General features: G+C 53.1%; 16 protein-coding genes. 6 read left to right on the top strand and 10 right to left on the bottom strand.

Going from position 1 to position 16,730, the window contains the following annotated elements; all coding sequences use genetic code 11:
* Positions 1–2: 2 nt before the first annotated feature.
* From yceG to ptsG, 5 genes are all read left to right on the top strand, one after another.
* The gene (gene yceG, locus OGY83_RS07465) at positions 3–1,025 is read left to right on the top strand and encodes a cell division protein YceG (RefSeq protein WP_079937959.1); all 1,023 of its coding nucleotides are present in this window, start codon (positions 3–5) and stop codon (positions 1,023–1,025) included.
* Complete coding sequence (tmk, locus tag OGY83_RS07460) at positions 1,015–1,656, top strand: dTMP kinase (protein ID WP_123266920.1); 642 nt, start codon at positions 1,015–1,017, stop codon at positions 1,654–1,656. The genes yceG and tmk overlap by 11 nt, the downstream gene beginning before the upstream one ends.
* On the top strand, positions 1,653–2,657 hold the full coding sequence (gene holB, locus OGY83_RS07455; protein ID WP_286635605.1) for a DNA polymerase III subunit delta': 1,005 nt from the start codon (positions 1,653–1,655) through the stop codon (positions 2,655–2,657). The genes tmk and holB overlap by 4 nt, the downstream gene beginning before the upstream one ends.
* Before the next feature lie 10 nt (positions 2,658–2,667).
* Positions 2,668–3,465, top strand: coding sequence for a metal-dependent hydrolase (locus OGY83_RS07450; protein WP_020996495.1), 798 nt, complete (start codon positions 2,668–2,670; stop codon positions 3,463–3,465).
* A gap of 416 nt (positions 3,466–3,881) precedes the next feature.
* A complete protein-coding gene (gene ptsG, locus OGY83_RS07445) occupies positions 3,882–5,315 on the top strand; it encodes a PTS glucose transporter subunit IIBC (RefSeq protein WP_003836725.1) in 1,434 nt (477 codons plus the stop codon).
* 55 nt (positions 5,316–5,370) lie between these two features.
* Here ptsG and OGY83_RS07440 read toward each other — a convergent pair whose 3' ends face one another.
* From OGY83_RS07440 to OGY83_RS07425, 4 genes are all read right to left on the bottom strand, one after another.
* Positions 5,371–7,149, bottom strand: a complete 1,779-nt coding sequence (locus OGY83_RS07440; protein ID WP_286635604.1) for an aminopeptidase P family protein — start codon at positions 7,147–7,149, stop codon at positions 5,371–5,373.
* Positions 7,150–7,164: 15 nt separating this feature from the next.
* Positions 7,165–8,619, bottom strand: coding sequence for an AMP nucleosidase (locus OGY83_RS07435; protein WP_126318479.1), 1,455 nt, complete (start codon positions 8,617–8,619; stop codon positions 7,165–7,167).
* Between the two features lie 118 nt (positions 8,620–8,737).
* Positions 8,738–10,054 carry a shikimate transporter gene (gene shiA / locus OGY83_RS07430; protein ID WP_079937954.1) on the bottom strand — a complete coding sequence of 439 codons (1,317 nt, stop codon included), beginning with the start codon at positions 10,052–10,054 and terminating at the stop codon, positions 8,738–8,740.
* 80 nt (positions 10,055–10,134) lie between these two features.
* A complete protein-coding gene (locus tag OGY83_RS07425) occupies positions 10,135–10,362 on the bottom strand; it encodes a hypothetical protein (RefSeq protein WP_286635603.1) in 228 nt (75 codons plus the stop codon).
* Between the two features lie 97 nt (positions 10,363–10,459).
* On the opposite strand from OGY83_RS07425, the gene OGY83_RS07420 reads away from it, so the two are divergent.
* Positions 10,460–10,681 carry a hypothetical protein gene (locus tag OGY83_RS07420; RefSeq protein ID WP_286635602.1) on the top strand — a complete coding sequence of 74 codons (222 nt, stop codon included), beginning with the start codon at positions 10,460–10,462 and terminating at the stop codon, positions 10,679–10,681.
* Between the two features lie 194 nt (positions 10,682–10,875).
* Here OGY83_RS07420 and OGY83_RS07415 read toward each other — a convergent pair whose 3' ends face one another.
* The 6 genes from OGY83_RS07415 to OGY83_RS07390 all read right to left on the bottom strand — a co-directional run bounded on the left by OGY83_RS07415 (position 10,876) and on the right by OGY83_RS07390 (position 16,681).
* Positions 10,876–12,030, bottom strand: a complete 1,155-nt coding sequence (locus tag OGY83_RS07415; RefSeq protein ID WP_286635601.1) for an MFS transporter — start codon at positions 12,028–12,030, stop codon at positions 10,876–10,878.
* 77 nt (positions 12,031–12,107) lie between these two features.
* The gene (locus OGY83_RS07410; RefSeq protein WP_048226943.1) at positions 12,108–12,710 is read right to left on the bottom strand and encodes a TetR/AcrR family transcriptional regulator; all 603 of its coding nucleotides are present in this window, start codon (positions 12,708–12,710) and stop codon (positions 12,108–12,110) included.
* A gap of 355 nt (positions 12,711–13,065) precedes the next feature.
* Positions 13,066–13,833, bottom strand: coding sequence for a Fe(3+) dicitrate ABC transporter ATP-binding protein FecE (gene fecE / locus OGY83_RS07405; protein ID WP_191212928.1), 768 nt, complete (start codon positions 13,831–13,833; stop codon positions 13,066–13,068).
* On the bottom strand, positions 13,834–14,790 hold the full coding sequence (gene fecD / locus OGY83_RS07400) for a Fe(3+) dicitrate ABC transporter permease subunit FecD (RefSeq protein ID WP_286635600.1): 957 nt from the start codon (positions 14,788–14,790) through the stop codon (positions 13,834–13,836).
* On the bottom strand, positions 14,787–15,785 hold the full coding sequence (gene fecC / locus OGY83_RS07395; protein ID WP_286635599.1) for an iron-dicitrate ABC transporter permease FecC: 999 nt from the start codon (positions 15,783–15,785) through the stop codon (positions 14,787–14,789). The genes fecD and fecC overlap by 4 nt, the downstream gene beginning before the upstream one ends.
* On the bottom strand, positions 15,782–16,681 hold the full coding sequence (locus OGY83_RS07390; protein WP_286635598.1) for a Fe(3+) dicitrate ABC transporter substrate-binding protein FecB: 900 nt from the start codon (positions 16,679–16,681) through the stop codon (positions 15,782–15,784). Before OGY83_RS07390 ends, fecC begins: the two co-directional genes overlap by 4 nt.
* Between the last annotated feature and the right edge of the window lie 49 nt (positions 16,682–16,730).

Here is a 16,730-nt window from a genome sequence, read left to right as displayed (position 1 = left end):
TCATGAAAAAACTGTTACTTGTTGTCCTGTTATTGCTGGTTGTGCTGGGCATTGCCGCTGGAGTGGGAATGTGGAAAGTTCGCCATCTGGCGGACAGCAAATTATTGATTAAAGAAGAAACAATTTTTACGCTGAAAGCGGGGACAGGACGTCTGGCCCTCGGAGAACAGCTGTACGCAGACAAAGTTATCAATCGTCCGCGCGTGTTCCAGTGGCTACTGCGTGTGGAGCCCGAGCTGTCGCATTTTAAGGCCGGAACATATCGCTTCACGCCCGACATGACGGTGCGGGACATGCTGCAACTGCTGGAAAGCGGCAAAGAGGCGCAGTTCCCGTTACGTCTGGTTGAAGGGATGCGCCTGAGCGATTACCTGAAACAGCTGCGCGATGCCCCGTATATCAAACATACGCTGAGCAACGATAGCTATGAGACCGTTGCCGAGGCGCTGAAGCTGGAAAACCCGCAATGGGTGGAAGGTTGGTTCTGGCCAGATACCTGGATGTATACCGCTAATACTACTGACGTAGCGTTGCTAAAACGCGCACATCAGAAAATGGTCAAAGCGGTGGATACTGTCTGGGAGGGGCGCGCTGATGGCCTACCTTATCAGGACAAAAATCAGCTGGTAACCATGGCTTCCATTATTGAAAAAGAAACTGCGGTTGCCAGCGAGCGTGACCAGGTGGCTTCGGTCTTTATTAACCGTTTACGTATCGGTATGCGTCTACAAACCGATCCAACAGTGATTTACGGGATGGGGACACGGTATAATGGCAAATTGTCGCGTGTGGATTTAGATACCCCAACAGCCTATAACACCTATACCATTACGGGACTGCCGCCAGGCCCGATTGCCATGCCGGGAGAGGCTTCGTTGCAAGCCGCGGCACATCCGGCAAAAACGCCGTATCTCTATTTCGTGGCTGACGGTAAAGGCGGCCACACGTTTAACACCAATCTTGCCAGCCATAACAGGTCCGTGCAGGATTACCTGAAAGTGCTTAAGGAAAAAAATGGGCAGTAACTATATCGTCATTGAAGGCCTGGAAGGCGCCGGAAAAACCACTGCGCGTAACGTGGTGGTGGAGACACTTGAGCAACTCGGTATTCGTGACATGGTTTTCACCCGCGAACCTGGTGGAACGCAGCTGGCTGAGAAACTAAGAAGTCTGGTGCTGGATATTAAATCGGTCGGTGACGAGGTCATTACCGATAAAGCAGAAGTGCTGATGTTTTACGCGGCGCGTGTACAGTTGGTCGAAACCGTTATTAAACCTGCACTGGCGAGAGGCGCGTGGGTAATTGGCGATCGTCACGATCTGTCGACCCAGGCGTACCAGGGTGGCGGCCGCGGTATCGATCAAAACATGCTGGCAACCCTGCGCGATGCGGTGCTTGGTGATTTTCGCCCGGATCTGACGATCTATCTGGATGTGACGCCAGAAGTCGGGTTGAAGCGTGCCCGTGCCCGCGGTGAGCTGGATCGTATTGAGCAGGAATCTTTCGATTTCTTTAATCGTACTCGCGCGCGCTATCTTGAGCTGGCTGCCAAAGACGCCAGCATTCGTACTATAGACGCTACGCAGCCGCTGGAGGCTGTAATGGCTGATATCCGTCATACCATCACCCAATGGGTGAAGGAGCAGGGCGCATGAAATGGTACCCATGGTTACGACCGGATTTTGAGAAACTGGTAGCCAGCTACCAGGCGGGTCGTGGTCACCATGCGTTACTGATTCAGGCGTTACCCGGAATGGGTGACGACGCGCTGATTTACGCCCTTAGCCGCTATTTAATGTGCCAGCAGCCGGAAGGGCATAAAAGCTGCGGACAGTGCCGCGGCTGTCAGCTGATGCAGGCGGAGACGCACCCTGACTACTATTCGCTGTTGCCGGAAAAAGGCAAAAGCACGCTGGGGGTTGATGCGGTACGCGAGGTCAGTGAAAAACTGTATGAGCATTCGCGTCTCGGCGGTGCGAAGGTCGTGTGGATCCCGGATGCTGCCCAGTTAACCGATGCCGCCGCCAATGCCTTGTTGAAAACGCTGGAAGAACCTCCGGCACAAACCTGGTTTTTCCTCGCCAGCACAGAGCCAGCTCGCTTGCTGGCGACATTACGCAGCCGTTGTCGGTTACATCATCTTGCGCCACCTCCGGAGTCGTATGCGATCTCCTGGCTTGCCCGTGAGGTGACTGCGTCGTCAGAAGCGCTGCTTAGCGCGTTACGGCTGAGTGCTGGTTCGCCTGGCGCGGCACTCACGTTGTTACAGGCTGAAAGCTGGGCGCACCGCACAGATTTTTGCACGGCACTGGTGAACACATTAAACGCAGGCGACTGGTATATCTTGCTTGCGGCGTTAAACCACGATCAGGCTGCCGCCCGTTTACATTGGCTGGCAACGTTGTTTACGGATGCGTTGAAACGTCCGTATGGCGTTTCCCATTTAACGAATCCTGATGCGCTGGACCTGATATCTTCTATCGCAGAACGGTTATCCGTTGACCAGATACAGGCGATACTCGGTGACGTTTGCCAGTGTCGTCAGCAACTGCTGAACGTAACAGGCGTAAACCGTGAGCTGGTATTAACCGATCTTATTCTTCGTATTGAGCATTACCTGCAACCAGGCACCGTACTGCCTGTTCCCCATCTTTGAGAGAGACATTATGTTTTTAGTCGACTCACACTGCCATCTTGATGGCCTGGATTATCAATCTCTGCATAAGGACGTGGACGACGTGCTGGCGAAAGCGGCCGCACGTGATGTGAAATTCTGTCTTGCCGTCGCGACCACTCTGCCAGGATACCGCAGTATGCGCGAACTGGTCGGTGAGCGTGACAATGTCGTTTTCTCCTGCGGCGTGCATCCGTTAAATCAGGATGAAACCTATGATGTTGAGGATCTGCGTCGTTTTGCCGCCGAAGAGGGGGTTGTAGCGATGGGAGAAACCGGGCTGGACTATTTTTACACGCCGGAAACAAAGGTGCGCCAGCAGGAGTCTTTTATCCACCATATTCAGATCGGCCGTGAGTTACAGAAGCCGGTTATCGTGCATACCCGCGATGCGCGAGCCGATACGCTGTCTATTCTGCGCGAAGAAAAAGTGACGGATTGTGGCGGCGTACTACACTGTTTTACAGAAGACAGAGAAACGGCGGGCAAATTGCTGGATCTTGGATTCTATATCTCGTTTTCCGGCATCGTCACGTTCCGAAACGCAGAGCAGCTCCGTGATGCCGCCCGCTACGTTCCTCTGGATCGGTTATTGGTCGAGACGGATTCTCCCTACCTTGCGCCTGTACCGCATCGTGGAAAAGAGAACCAGCCCGCCATGACTCGTGACGTTGCAGAGTACATGGCCGTAGTGAAAGGTGTTGCCGTTGAAGAACTGGCGCAGGCAACCACTGATAACTTTGCCCGCCTGTTTCACATCGACGCTTCTCGCCTGCAATCTGTTCGTTAACTGACTTTTTTTAAAGCTCGTAATTAATCACTAATGCGAGTAAAGTTCACCGCCACAAAATGGGCGGTGAATAACCAGTTTGACACATTAAGAAACTCATTTTATCGGAATGTGCGGATTTTGCGGCCATTCACGACTGAACTGTGATAGCCGTCAAACAAAAACAAACTGAATTATTTTACTCTGTGTAATAAATAAAGGGTACTTAGATGCCCTGTATACGGCGAGGTTCTCCCCCCTCGCCAATGCGTGAGAACGTAGAATACACAAAGTCATTCAAGCTGCTTCAAGGCGGCAAGTGAGTGAATTGCAGGAGCTTACCAGAGTAAGTGACTGGGATGAACGAGCGCAGCCCACGCTGAGGCGGTTTGAAGGATGAAGTGTATAAGCACAAATACTCAGGAGCACTCCTAATTATGTTTAAGAATGCATTTGCTAACCTGCAAAAGGTCGGTAAATCGCTGATGCTGCCGGTATCCGTACTCCCGATTGCAGGTATCCTGCTGGGCGTCGGTTCCGCTAACTTCAGCTGGCTGCCAGCCGTTGTATCGCACGTAATGGCAGAAGCAGGCGGTTCTGTTTTTGCGAACATGCCGCTGATTTTTGCTATCGGTGTTGCGTTAGGCTTCACCAATAATGACGGTGTATCTGCACTGGCATCCGTTGTTGCTTACGGCATCATGGTTAAGACCATGGCTGTTGTTGCGCCGCTGGTTCTGCATTTACCTGCTGAAGAGATCGCCGCTAAACACCTTGCTGATACGGGTGTTCTCGGGGGGATTATCTCCGGTGCGATTGCAGCGTATATGTTCAACCGCTTCTACCGTATTAAATTGCCTGAGTATCTTGGCTTCTTTGCGGGTAAGCGCTTCGTTCCTATTATTTCTGGTCTGGCTGCCATCTTCACAGGTGTGGTTCTGTCCTTCATTTGGCCGCCGATTGGTACCGCGATTCAGACGTTCTCTCAGTGGGCTGCATACCAGAACCCGGTCGTGGCGTTCGGTATCTATGGCTTCATTGAACGCTGCCTGGTGCCGTTTGGTCTGCACCATATCTGGAACGTTCCTTTCCAGATGCAGATTGGTGAATACACCAACGCTGCGGGTCAGGTGTTCCACGGTGATATCCCTCGCTATATGGCGGGCGACCCGACTGCGGGCAAACTGTCCGGTGGCTTCCTGTTCAAAATGTACGGTCTGCCGGCTGCCGCTATCGCTATCTGGCACTCTGCTAAACCAGAAAACCGCGCGAAAGTGGGCGGTATCATGATCTCCGCGGCGTTGACCTCGTTCCTGACCGGTATTACCGAGCCGATCGAGTTCTCCTTCATGTTCGTGGCGCCGATCCTGTACATCATCCACGCGATTCTGGCTGGTCTGGCATTCCCGATCTGTATCCTGCTGGGTATGCGCGACGGTACGTCGTTCTCCCACGGTCTGATCGACTTTATCGTTCTGTCCGGTAACAGTAGCAAGCTGTGGCTGTTCCCGATTGTTGGTATCGGTTATGCGATCGTTTACTACACCATCTTCCGTGTGCTGATCAAAGCGCTGGACCTGAAAACTCCGGGTCGTGAAGATGCTACTGAAGACAGCAAAGCAGGTGCTACCGGTGAAATGGCTCCGGCTCTGGTTGCTGCATTCGGCGGTAAAGAAAACATCACTAACCTCGATGCGTGCATCACTCGTCTGCGTGTCAGCGTGGCTGACGTTGCTAAAGTGGATCAGGCTGGCCTGAAGAAACTGGGTGCGGCAGGCGTTGTGGTAGCTGGTTCCGGTGTTCAGGCTATCTTCGGGACTAAGTCCGATAACCTGAAAACTGAAATGGATGAGTACATCCGTAACAGCTAAGCAGTAAGAAGTTGGGGAGAACTAAGGCAGCCTGCGGGCTGCCTTTTTTATTGCATTAATTAGCCTGAACGCGAATCGGTGCGGTGGCAGCGAACAGCCAGGGGCGTGCTTCTGCGTTCACACGCGGGGATAGCGTCTCTCTGACCTGCTGGTGGTAATCATCAATCCACTGCTTTTCAGCTTCACTCAGCAGATGCAGTTCAACCAGATTCAAATCAATCGGTACCAGCGTCAGCGTTGAGAAACGGCAGAAGCCTGGACGACTGTTGATAATCTCCACCTGGTTTTCAATGCGGATCCCATATTGTCCGGCCAGATAATAACCCGGTTCGATGGTGATGATATTGCCTGCGACCAGTGGCCAGGGGTTTACTTTCTTGGCAATGCGATGGGGTTGTTCATGGATAAGCAACTGGTGGCCTACGCCGTGTCCTGTTCCATGATCAAAATCCAGTCCCAGCTCCCACAATGCCCGACGGCTAAAGGCATCCAGTTGATGACCCTGAGTCCCGCTGGGAAACTGCAGTGAAATAAGCGACAAAAAGCCTTTCAACACGGCGGTGTAATGCAGGCGACGTTGCGGATCCTGTGGGCCAAACGCGAGGGTACGCGTCGTATCCGTCGTTCCATTGTGGTACTGGCCACCGGAATCATTCAGATACATGGCCTGCGAGGTGATTGGCGTATTGGTTTTTTCACTGGAGTGGTAATGACACATGGCGGCATTGCTGGCAGAGGCCGAAATCGTGCTGAAACTTTGCTCGATAAATCCCGGCTGCTGTTGGCGAAATTCCAGTTGCTTTGCCTGCGCTTCCAGCTCGGTGACCGGATTGCCTGCCGCTTCGCGCAAAGGGACTTCATGGGCCAGCCAGGCAAGGAAGTTTACCCAGGCCGCGCCATCTTGTTCATGGCATTCGCGATAACCTGCCAGTTCAACGTCATTTTTATGGGCTTTCATCAAGGTAATGGGATCGGGCGCCCATAAGACGTTGCCGCCGTGTTCTTCAATGGCAAAACGCAACGCAACCGGGGCGTAGTCTTTATCGACCAGGAAGCGCTTCCCATTAGCTAACTGCTGGCAGCGAGTCAGAAAATTCTCTTGCGGGGCCAGGGTAAGCGTATCCAGCAGTGATGCGGGGAGCTGTTGCGTTTTATTGCTATCCACGAACCATTCCAGCTCACCGCTGCGATGGAGCAGGGCAAACGAAAACGGCACTGGCACCATGGCCAGATCCGAACCGCGTACATTCAATAACCATGCAATGTTATCCGGCAGGGTAATTGCCAGCACGTCAGCCTGGTGTTGAGCGAGTTGTTCCACGACGCGGGCACGCTTTTGCGTGCTGCTTTCCCCGCTGATTTCAATGGGCATTTCACGAATGATACCGCAGGGGGCTGCCGGGCGGTCTAGCCATACCTGGTCAAAAGGATCTTGCTCAAGAGGCACCAGCTCACAATGCGTTGCCGACAGTGCTTCAAACTGGCTATTGACCATCAGCATTGGTTCAAAGCCGATACGTGTACCTGCTGCAACATGAGACTGCAAATAGTCGGCCAGCGGCTCATCGTGTAAATGATGAATTTCAAAATCATCCAGCGAGACTTCATTGCGCACCTGGACCTGATAGCGTCCATCGACAAATATTAACGCACGGTCGCGCAGAACCAACGCGAGGCCGGCAGAGCCGCTAAAACCGGTCAGCCAGGCCAGTTTATTGTCATGCGGCGTACAATCTTCGCTTTGATGAGCATCGGCGCGTGGAACAATCATGCCATCCAGCCCCTGTGCTAACAGCAGCTTGCGCAGGGCGGAAAGAGGAGTTGAGTTGTGCATAGTTACCTTCAGGTCTTAACGGAACGGCGGTTCGTTGAATGTACGTAATTTACGGGAGTGCAGTCGATCGCCTTCAGCACGCAGACGGTCAATAGCCCGGATACCTATTTGCAGATGCTCAGAAATGGCACCTTCATAAAAACGGTTAGCCTGGCCAGGCAGTTTGATCTCACCGTGCAGCGGCTTGTCGGAAACGCACAACAGCGTGCCGTACGGAACGCGGAAACGGTATCCCTGAGCAGCGATGGTGGCGCTTTCCATATCGATAGCCACCGCGCGGCTGAGGTTGAAACGCAGCGCAGAAGCGGAATAGCGTAGCTCCCAGTTGCGATCGTCGGTGGTGACGACGGTACCGGTACGCAGGCGCTGTTTAACCTCTTCGCCCGGCATACCGCTGACTTCTTTGGTCGCGTCATACAGTGCGCGCTGCACTTCCGCGATGCTCGGAATTGGAATGTCCGGCGGCAGTACGGCATCCAGCACGTGGTCGTCACGCAGATAAGCGTGGGCCAGAACATAGTCGCCAATCGCCTGGCTTTCACGCAGTCCGCCACAGTGACCAATCATCAGCCAGACGTCAGGACGCAGTACGGCCAGGTGATCGCAAATGGTTTTGGCGTTAGACGGGCCAACGCCGATATTGACCAGCGTGATCCCCTGACCGTCGGCGGTGATTAAATGCCAGGCGGGCATCTGGTGTTTCTTCCAGGCGAGGTCGGAGATGGCTTCTTCCGGCGCTTCAGTTTCCGCGGTGATCCAGATCCCGCCCGCGCAAGACAGCGCGATATACGGGCTGTCCGGGTCGAGGATCTGGCTGCAACCCCAGCGCACAAACTCATCGACGTAGCGGGTGTAGTTGGTGAACAGCACAAAAGGTTGAAAATGTTCAACCGGCGTTCCCGTGTAGTGACGCAGTCGTGCCAGAGAAAAATCTACTCGTCGGGCGTCGAAGTGCGACAACGGGGAGAATTCCGCCGGATGATAGGTTCCGTCTGCGGTCTCATCGCCAATCTGAGACAGTTCGGTAGTGGGGAAATGGCGCGTTAATCCGGCGCTCATCGAGCGGTCGAGCGTCAGTTCAGAACCGTCAATGACATACGGATAGGGGATTTCATGCTGCGACGGCTCGACGGAGATATGCGCATCATAATCCTGATACAGCAGCGTGAGTTGTTCTTCAAGATACGGGCGAAAAAGCGACGGACGGGTAATCGTGGTGGTGTAGCTACCCGCATGGGTAAAACGACCATAGGCGCGGGTTTTAGGTGGATTGGTGGCGCTGCCATCCCAGGTGACACACAGCGATGGGTAAACAAAAAGACCGTTATGGCGGGCGATTACATCAGGGAGCGTCCCTGTTTCAATATACTTACCAATGGCGCTGCGCAGTGCTTTAACCGACTGCTCGTACAGCGCGTCCAGTTTATCCAGTGCCTGAGCCGGGGTCAGGCTGGAGCCCTTATTGTTCATGTCTGTCTCCTTGTTCCACAGATGTACTGCTCTCCCGATAGTATGTCACAGGAATGTGAAACAAAAGTCAGACGTTGAGGAAGATTGTGCGAAGACCGGACGGCCTTCGCACCCAGGCTTAACCGTGCTGCTTATCCCGCATCAGCAATGCTGTAATAGCGGAAATAAGACAACCTGCCATCAGATAAATGGCCACACTGTGCCAGTCTCCGCCGGAGAATGTCACCAGTGCAGCAGCAATAAAGGGGGTAAAACCGCCGCCAACCACGCTTGCTACCTGATAACCAACGCCTGCGCCGCTGTAGCGATAGCTTGCGCCAAATAAACCGGTAAACATAGGTTGCTGCACGCAGACCACCATATCGTGGGCAATGTTGGCCAACATAATCGCGAAGAATACTATCCAGAAAATGGATTGCGCTTCCAACGCCATAAAGAACGGGAAGGCGCTCAGCGTCCCGACCAGAGCACCGGTAATGTAGACGCGCCGCCGACCAAAACGGTCGGCGAGCCAGGCGAAGCAGGGGATGGTCAGACAGCTCAGCCCACCTACCAACAAGCCGATATTCAGAAACAGTTCGCGAGGTAGGCCCAGATTCTGCGTGGAGTAATTCAGGGCAAACGCGGTGACTATATACATCGTCAGCAATTCGCACAGGCGAAGGGCGATAATTTTCAAGAACGCGCCCGGATGACGGATTAATGCTTCGACCACCGGTAGCCGCTTTTTCTCTGGTTGCGGTGCCTGCTGCTGCTGTTCGAATTCGGCCGATTCATCCATTCGGTTACGCATCCACAACGCGCCCAATACCAGTACGATGCTGAACAGGAATGGAATACGCCAGCCCCAACTCAGGAACTGCTCATCGGTGGTTTGCGAGCTAATCAGCGAGACCAGACCGGTAGAAAGCAGTAGCCCGACGCCATAACCGACCTGAACGCCGCTGCTGTAGAAGGCTTTTTTATTTTTCGGTGCGCTTTCGACCGAGAGCAACGCCGCGCCGCCCCATTCACCGCCAACGGCGAATCCCTGAATAGCACGCAGCGTCACCAGCAGAACGGGAGCCCACCAGCCAATGGCGTCAAAGGAAGGAATAATCCCTATCAGTGCAGTGGCGATCCCCATCATCCAGACGGTGAGCATCAGCATACGTTTACGACCCAGGCGATCGCCGAAGTGGCCGAAGATCACCCCGCCTAACGGGCGGAACAAAAATCCGACGCCAAAGGTGGCGAATGCAGCAAGCGTCCCCATCGCCGGGCTGACCTGCGGGAAGAACTCGCGGTTAAAGACCAGTGCGGCAGTGATGCCATAAAGCAGAAAATCATACCAGTCGACCACGGCACCCGCGAAGCTACCAAGCGCAGCGCGTCGGGCGCGGTTAAGCGAAGAGGCGTCCTGTTGGGGACCCGTGGAGGTGAGGGAGGAATCCATAGTTATCCTGTCTGTACTGTTTTTTAGTTATTAGTATTTGAGTTGGGTTACACACATTGCAGTCGCAATATTAACGACCGTTATGAGATTACCGCGACAGACGGGAAGTGAAAACGATTATCTCCCTCATCTGATGGCAACATGAAAAATAAGACGAATGAGAAAACAGAAAAGCAAAAAAACTGCTCGAAAGCAGGGTGTTCAAAAATTGGTGCCTTTTGTTCAAAGTGTGCGCGGTAGATGCGGTAGCCCAGCGCATTAAGCAACATCGCGTTGGCCGGTGTGGCTTCACGGATTTGTAATGTCATGAATGATTCCCGTCCTGGTAATAAATTGGCGATTGCTGAACCATATCAAAACTGTCAGTGATACAGTGGTATGCGAACATTTCAGAGGCTTATCAGTATGAAGATTGTTTTTATCCCTGCGTTGATCGTAGTCCTGATTGATAAAGAACAGGACATGGGACGGGAATTGACCCGCGATGAGGTTGAGTCCATCCGCGATGGCGCTACAGCCATCCGCCTGCCGGCCGAAGCAGTCGAGGATATAATCAGAGAGCGTGGCTACCGCGATATTGATCCTGAGAATGTCTGGCGCGAGTGGCAGGCGTATAAAGCTGACTGAATGTTGATGGGAACACGCTGCTTAAATGGCACATGAAAATTGTGCACTTACATGGATGCGTTTACTCCGCACCTGGTGTGGTGCTGAGGGGCAACTTTGAGCGACATACAGTCAGTGAGTTTTGAATAAAATTTAACGGCTAAATCGACGCCCCGTGATTTTTGTAATCGGGGCATTTTTATCTTCAGAACCTATTAACTCCAGCCTTGTTTACTACGACGGATATAAGGTAATACGGATAATAAGGCCATAACCGCTAATACCATTCCAATCCATAAAGCTGAACGCAAACCGAATCCAGATGAAATTGCCATTCCACCTAAATAAGAACCGCCACCTAATCCAATATTGATAACGGAAGTATGAACGGCATTGACCATTGGTCCTGGATGTGCCACGCTGACAATTCTTGCCATCATTGCCGGATTCATTGGTACGCCTGACAAACCGATGAGTATGACAGCCAGAATAGCAATAATCTGATATTGAACAAATAGTGCCATGCCGAGCAAAGAAATACTCAATATTGTTAAACCGACAACCATAACAGCTAAACTATGGCGATATGCAAGACGTCCCGTTACCATATTACCGATGATATTGGCTAGCCCATAAAGCATTAGAATGAAGGGGACCGTCTGCATTGTAAATTCACTGACATCAGTCAGCACGGGAACAAAATAACTGAATGCCGCAAAACTTGCGCCCAAAATCAAACAGCTGGTTGCACAGGCTTTCCAATAGGCTTTATTTTTAAATGCCTTAATCTCTTCAGCCATCTTAATAGCACTGCCGCCGCTCATATGTGGCAATAATCGTACTAATGCTAACAGGCATATGAAAACCAGGATCGCGACCAGCCCAAAACTCATTTTCCAGCCCCATTGCTGGTCAATGATTGTCGCGATAGGTACACCAAAGACATTGGATACCATAAAACCTGCTATCACTATTGAGGCGGCACGAGGGCGATTTTCTACAGATACAAGAGCCATACTTGTCGCGAGTGAAAGACTTAAACACCCTGCACACAAAATTCCTGTCATGATTCGAATAGCAACTAACACATTGTAATCGGAGACAAAGACGCTTAATCCTTGTACGATAACATATAACCCTAACAGCCATAATAACGTTGAACGATAGGGTGCTTTAAATTTAAGAAAGGCGTAGGTTAATACAGGGCCACCTAGCATTACACCGAATGCATAATATGAAATCAAATGCCCAACTTCGCCGACTGTAACACCAAATGCTTCAGATAGCGTGGTCATCATACCCGCTACCATTAACTCTGCTGTACCTAATGAAAAAATGGCTAACCCTAAAATATATACGACTAATGGCATGGTTTTTTATTTTCTCCTTGTATTGGAATGATCGTTACAAAAATGAATGCAAGTAGACAATGAAGTTTTGCGTTTTTTTATAAATTGATTAACAGACCAGCGACGACATCTTCGAGGATTTTTCTATCTGAAATGTTTTTATTCAGCACACGTAAACCGTAATAGCCTGCCATAAAGCCTCTCGCCATTTCGACGGCTGATGCTTTATTGTTTAGTTCGCCGCTTTGTTGACCTTCAATGAATACTGCCACCAGCGTTTGTTCTAAATGCTGACGATATTCATTATTCAGGTTTGCAACGGCTTCATCTTTACTGCCCATCTCCAGGGCTGAAAATAAGACCATCGCATCATGCTGCTCTGGCTGAGAAAGATCTTCGGCAATACCCCAGAGCAGAAGGGTATGCAATCGCTCTTTTACCAGACCTGATTGTGTGAGTATTGCTAACTGTGCTGACATAGTTTGTTCATGGCTGCGCAACAAAGCTTGCTCGTACAGGGCTTGCTTGCTTCCAAAGGCATTGTATAGGCTTCCCCGCCCTAATCCCGTACCATTGCATAAATCTTGTGCAGAGGTGCCTGCATAACCATTGGCGCTGAAAACAGCGACGGCAGCATCAATGACATCCTGATCTTCGAACTTTCGTGGACGACCTGGAAAGGCTGGTTTTTCAGCACTCATAGGGATGTGGGACTTGAAATGAGTTGAGGCGGCATAGTATTGATTATGGAACGATCAGTCAAATAATTCTCATAAAAAAATCAGCGGTGACGCGCAGACAGATTTTCTTATGAATTGCTATGCGTTTCTGTAGAGGGATGTGTGGATTTTATCCTTTCCAGAATAGTACATTGATAAAACAGCTACCACGCGTAATGGTTAATCATCATACCTGAATCTACCGTATTCTAGTGGACATACAATGTCCAACGTCCCCCTTCGATTAAGGATAGCGTTGCATCGACCGATTGAACTCACAGGGAAGAGTGAAGTCATCGCAGCACGAGTGATATGACGGCGACCCAGGCTGTGTCATCTACCTCACCACACACATCGGCCTGCCAGATACTGGTTCGGGGTGTATCTCCGTATCCACGCTGAATACGGTTCTCAGCAATCCGGGGGTCATCACCTCTTCTGGTGTGCCTTGCGCCATAACATGTCCGTTCGCCATGACCACCAGATGATCGCAGTACCGGCTGGCCTGATTAAGGTCGTGCAGCACGGCGACCACCGTTTTCCCCTGAGCCCGGAGCTCGCCCATCAGCCGCATCAGTTCCACCTGGTGATTGATATCGAGATAGGTGGTTGGCTCATCGAGTAGTACAACAGACGTATCCTGCGCCAGGATCATCGCCAGAAATGCGCGCTGTCGCTGACCGCCTGAAAGATCGGTTAGCCGTCGGTCGGCAAGATGTTGGATCCGGGTCTGGCTCATAGCGTCATAGACCCGCGCATTGTCTTCAACGCAGAGACGCCCCCAGAGTGACAACCACGGGTTGCGACCGTACGAAACAAGCTCCTGGACGGTGATCCCCTCGGGAGTTAAATGGTGCTGGGGCAGCAGCGCCAGCCTGCGGGCTAGCTGGCGTGATGAGAGCGTATTGATGGCACTATCGCCGAGAAATACGCCACCGGACTGCGGCGTTAACAGTCGTGAAAAACAGTTTAACAACGTTGATTTCCCGCAGCCGTTAGGGCCGAGCAGGGCGGTTGTCTTCCCCGCTGGCAGGGCGAGTGAAACGCCATCAAGCACCTTGTTTGTACCGTAACAGACCGTCAGATTTTCAGTTCGTAATGTCATTTATCGCATTCTCACAAGCAGCCAGACAAACCACGGTGCACCGATAATGGCGGTCAGCACGCCAGCCGGAAGCTCCAGCGGGGGATGAATAATTCGCGCCAGCAGGTCGGCAACCACCAGCAGCAACGCACCTGCCATGGCTGAAACGGGCAGCAGCCAGCGGTGACGTCCACCGGTAATGCTGCGCACCATATGCGGCACCACAAGACCAATAAAGCTAATTGGGCCGCAGGCGGCCACGCCGGTCGATGTCATGGCGACGGCCAGTAGCAAAGCCTGGAGCCGAATACGCGGCACCGACACACCGAGCGTGGTGGCGCGCGCATCACCCAATGCCAGGAGGTCAAGATCGCGGCAAAAACGCAGGCTCAGTGGCAGAAATAAAATCAGCAAAGGGGCGGCTATTTTCACAAAGCTCCAGTCACGGCCCCATAAGCTGCCGGTCAGCCACAGCAGGGCGCTGTTCACATCCTGTGGACGCGAGAGCATCAGATAATCCGTCAGGCTGGCCCAGCAGGCAGAGAGCGCAACACCCGTGAGCGCCAGCTTCATAGGCTGGCTGGTGTCCGCCAGTATTCTCAGCAGGATCAGGCCCGCCATGCCACCGGCAAAGGCCAGCAGCGGCAGAGCAATTACCGGTAGTGACGGCAAGAGAAGCAGTGCTCCCACAGAGGCCAGGCTGGCGGCATGGTTTACGCCGAGAATATCCGGCGATGCCAGAGGGTTACGCACGATCCCCTGCACCAGAACACCTGCCACCGCGAGGGCGGCACCGACAAGCAGCGCCAGCAACAGTCGCGGCAGGCGGTACGCCGTTAATACGTAATGATATTCGCGCTCGGTCTGCCAGTCGGTCAGCAGGGCACGCCAGGGAACGGCGATAACCCCCATTTGCAATGACAGAGTCGAAAATCCTGCCAGCGCGAGGGTGATGAAAATGACTATCGCAATTTTCATCCACGCCTCCTGACCAGCCAGACAAAACAGGGGGCACCAATCAGCGCCACTACTGCTCCTGCGGGCAATTCGCCAGGGAAGGCCAGCGCTCGGGCCAGAATATCCGCCAGCAGCAGCAGCGTGGCGCCCATAATCATGCTCATCGGCAGGACCTTGCGCTGATCGAATCCCACCCAGAAGCGAGCCAGATGCGGCATCAGCAGACCGATAAACGCTACCGGGCCTGCCACGCTGACGCAGGTACCGACCAGAAGCAGCACCAGAATATTGATGATCAAACGTAGCTTCGGCAGATTCACCCCCAGCGTGCGGGCGGTGCTGTCACTGACGTTAAGCAGGTTCAGTTGATTAGCCAGCAGCAACACCACCGGTACAGCAACCGCCACCATCGGGAAAAGCTGCCAGAATTCCTGCCAACGTGCGTGGGATACGCCTCCCGCGAGCCAGTAAAAAATGCCGTAAGCGTGATCTTCTGTCAGCAGCAGGGTGATGCGGGTAAGGGCCATACAGAAAGCCGAGAACGCGATGCCCGCCAGGATCAGTTTGTTTCTGTCCTGGGTGTGGCGAAATCCACCGCCTGCGGTCATCACCAGCAGCCAGCTTACGCCGCCACCGCAGGCGGCGATAAAAGCGATAGAGTAACCCGCAACGGGCACAGGGCTGATGGCGATGGTAAGCGCCATTGCCAGCGCCGCACCGCTGTTAATACCGAGCAGTGAAGGGGAGGCCATTGAATTATGCGTCAGGGTCTGCAGCAGCGTTCCCGCGAGAGCCAGGCTTGCGCCGATCAAAACGGCGACCAGGCTTCGCGGCAGACGAAGGTTTTGCACCAGCGCTTGCGCAAGCGTCGGTGCATGGCCCGGTAGCAGGGCGTGAATAGCATCAACGCCAGAAACAGGAATGGCCGAGTAGCAAAACAGACTCAGCCAGAAGATAGCGATAAGCGCGACAAGGGGAAGCCCCCACTGTATCGCTGGATGTTTGAAAACAGTCATTTCACATCGGATAAAGGCTGGTGGTGAAAGATTTTTACCGTGTCGCTGGCAATGCGTTCGGCCGCGAAAATGCCGCGCATTCGCGCCCAGGCGTTACTGTCGACCGATGCCGTCTGTTGTTTTTGCGCCGTCGTCAACATCTGCCACAGCGGGTCTTGCTGCCAGCGTTTCACGATGCTCTCTTCGCGATAGTGCGCGACCAGCAGCCATGCAGGATTGAGCGCCAGCAGCTGTTCCAGACCGATGGACGGCATAGACGCACCCGCCATCGCCGCAGGTACCGTCAGACCCAGAGCGGTCAGGACGCCCCCGGTCCAGGTCTCCTGCGTATGCAGGTTGAACTGCTGCTCCCGGGACGTACCAAACACCACCATCGTGTCTTTTGGCAGTTGGCTGGCCCACGCTGACATCTGTTGTTGGTGTTGCGCCAGGCGTGACTGCATCTGTGCCTTTTTACCCACGATTTCACCGATGATGGCCGCAGACTGCAGATTTTCAGTGTAGGTTTCATTGCGGGACTTAAGCAGCAGCACCGGTGCGATTTGCTGTAAGGCGCTGTAAATACCCGCATGGCGGCTGCTGTCGGCAATGATCAGATCCGGTTTCAGCGCGCTGATGGCTTCTAAACTCGGCTGCGCGCGCGTGCCAACGGACTGCCACGGCTTCAGATGCGCACGAACCTCTGGAAGAATGCGCGTGGCATCGTTATCGTCGGCAATGCCGACCGGACTGACATCGACGGCGGCCAGTGCGTCCGCGAACGACAGTTCCAGCACCACTATCCGTTGTGGCGTTTTATCAAGCGTAAAGGTGCCATGTTCGTCCTGAACCGTGGCGGCAAAAGCATGGCCGGTAAGCAGCAGAGCGGCGAATAGCGTGCGTAGTTGTATGAACATATGAATTGCCTGTGTCGGGTGGCGCTTCGCTTATCCGACCTACAAAAAC

The organism is Citrobacter sp. Cpo090, assembly GCF_030332665.1.
GTDB lineage: Bacteria > Pseudomonadota > Gammaproteobacteria > Enterobacterales > Enterobacteriaceae > Citrobacter > Citrobacter portucalensis.
This window is presented reverse-complemented; position numbering and strand designations above follow the sequence as displayed.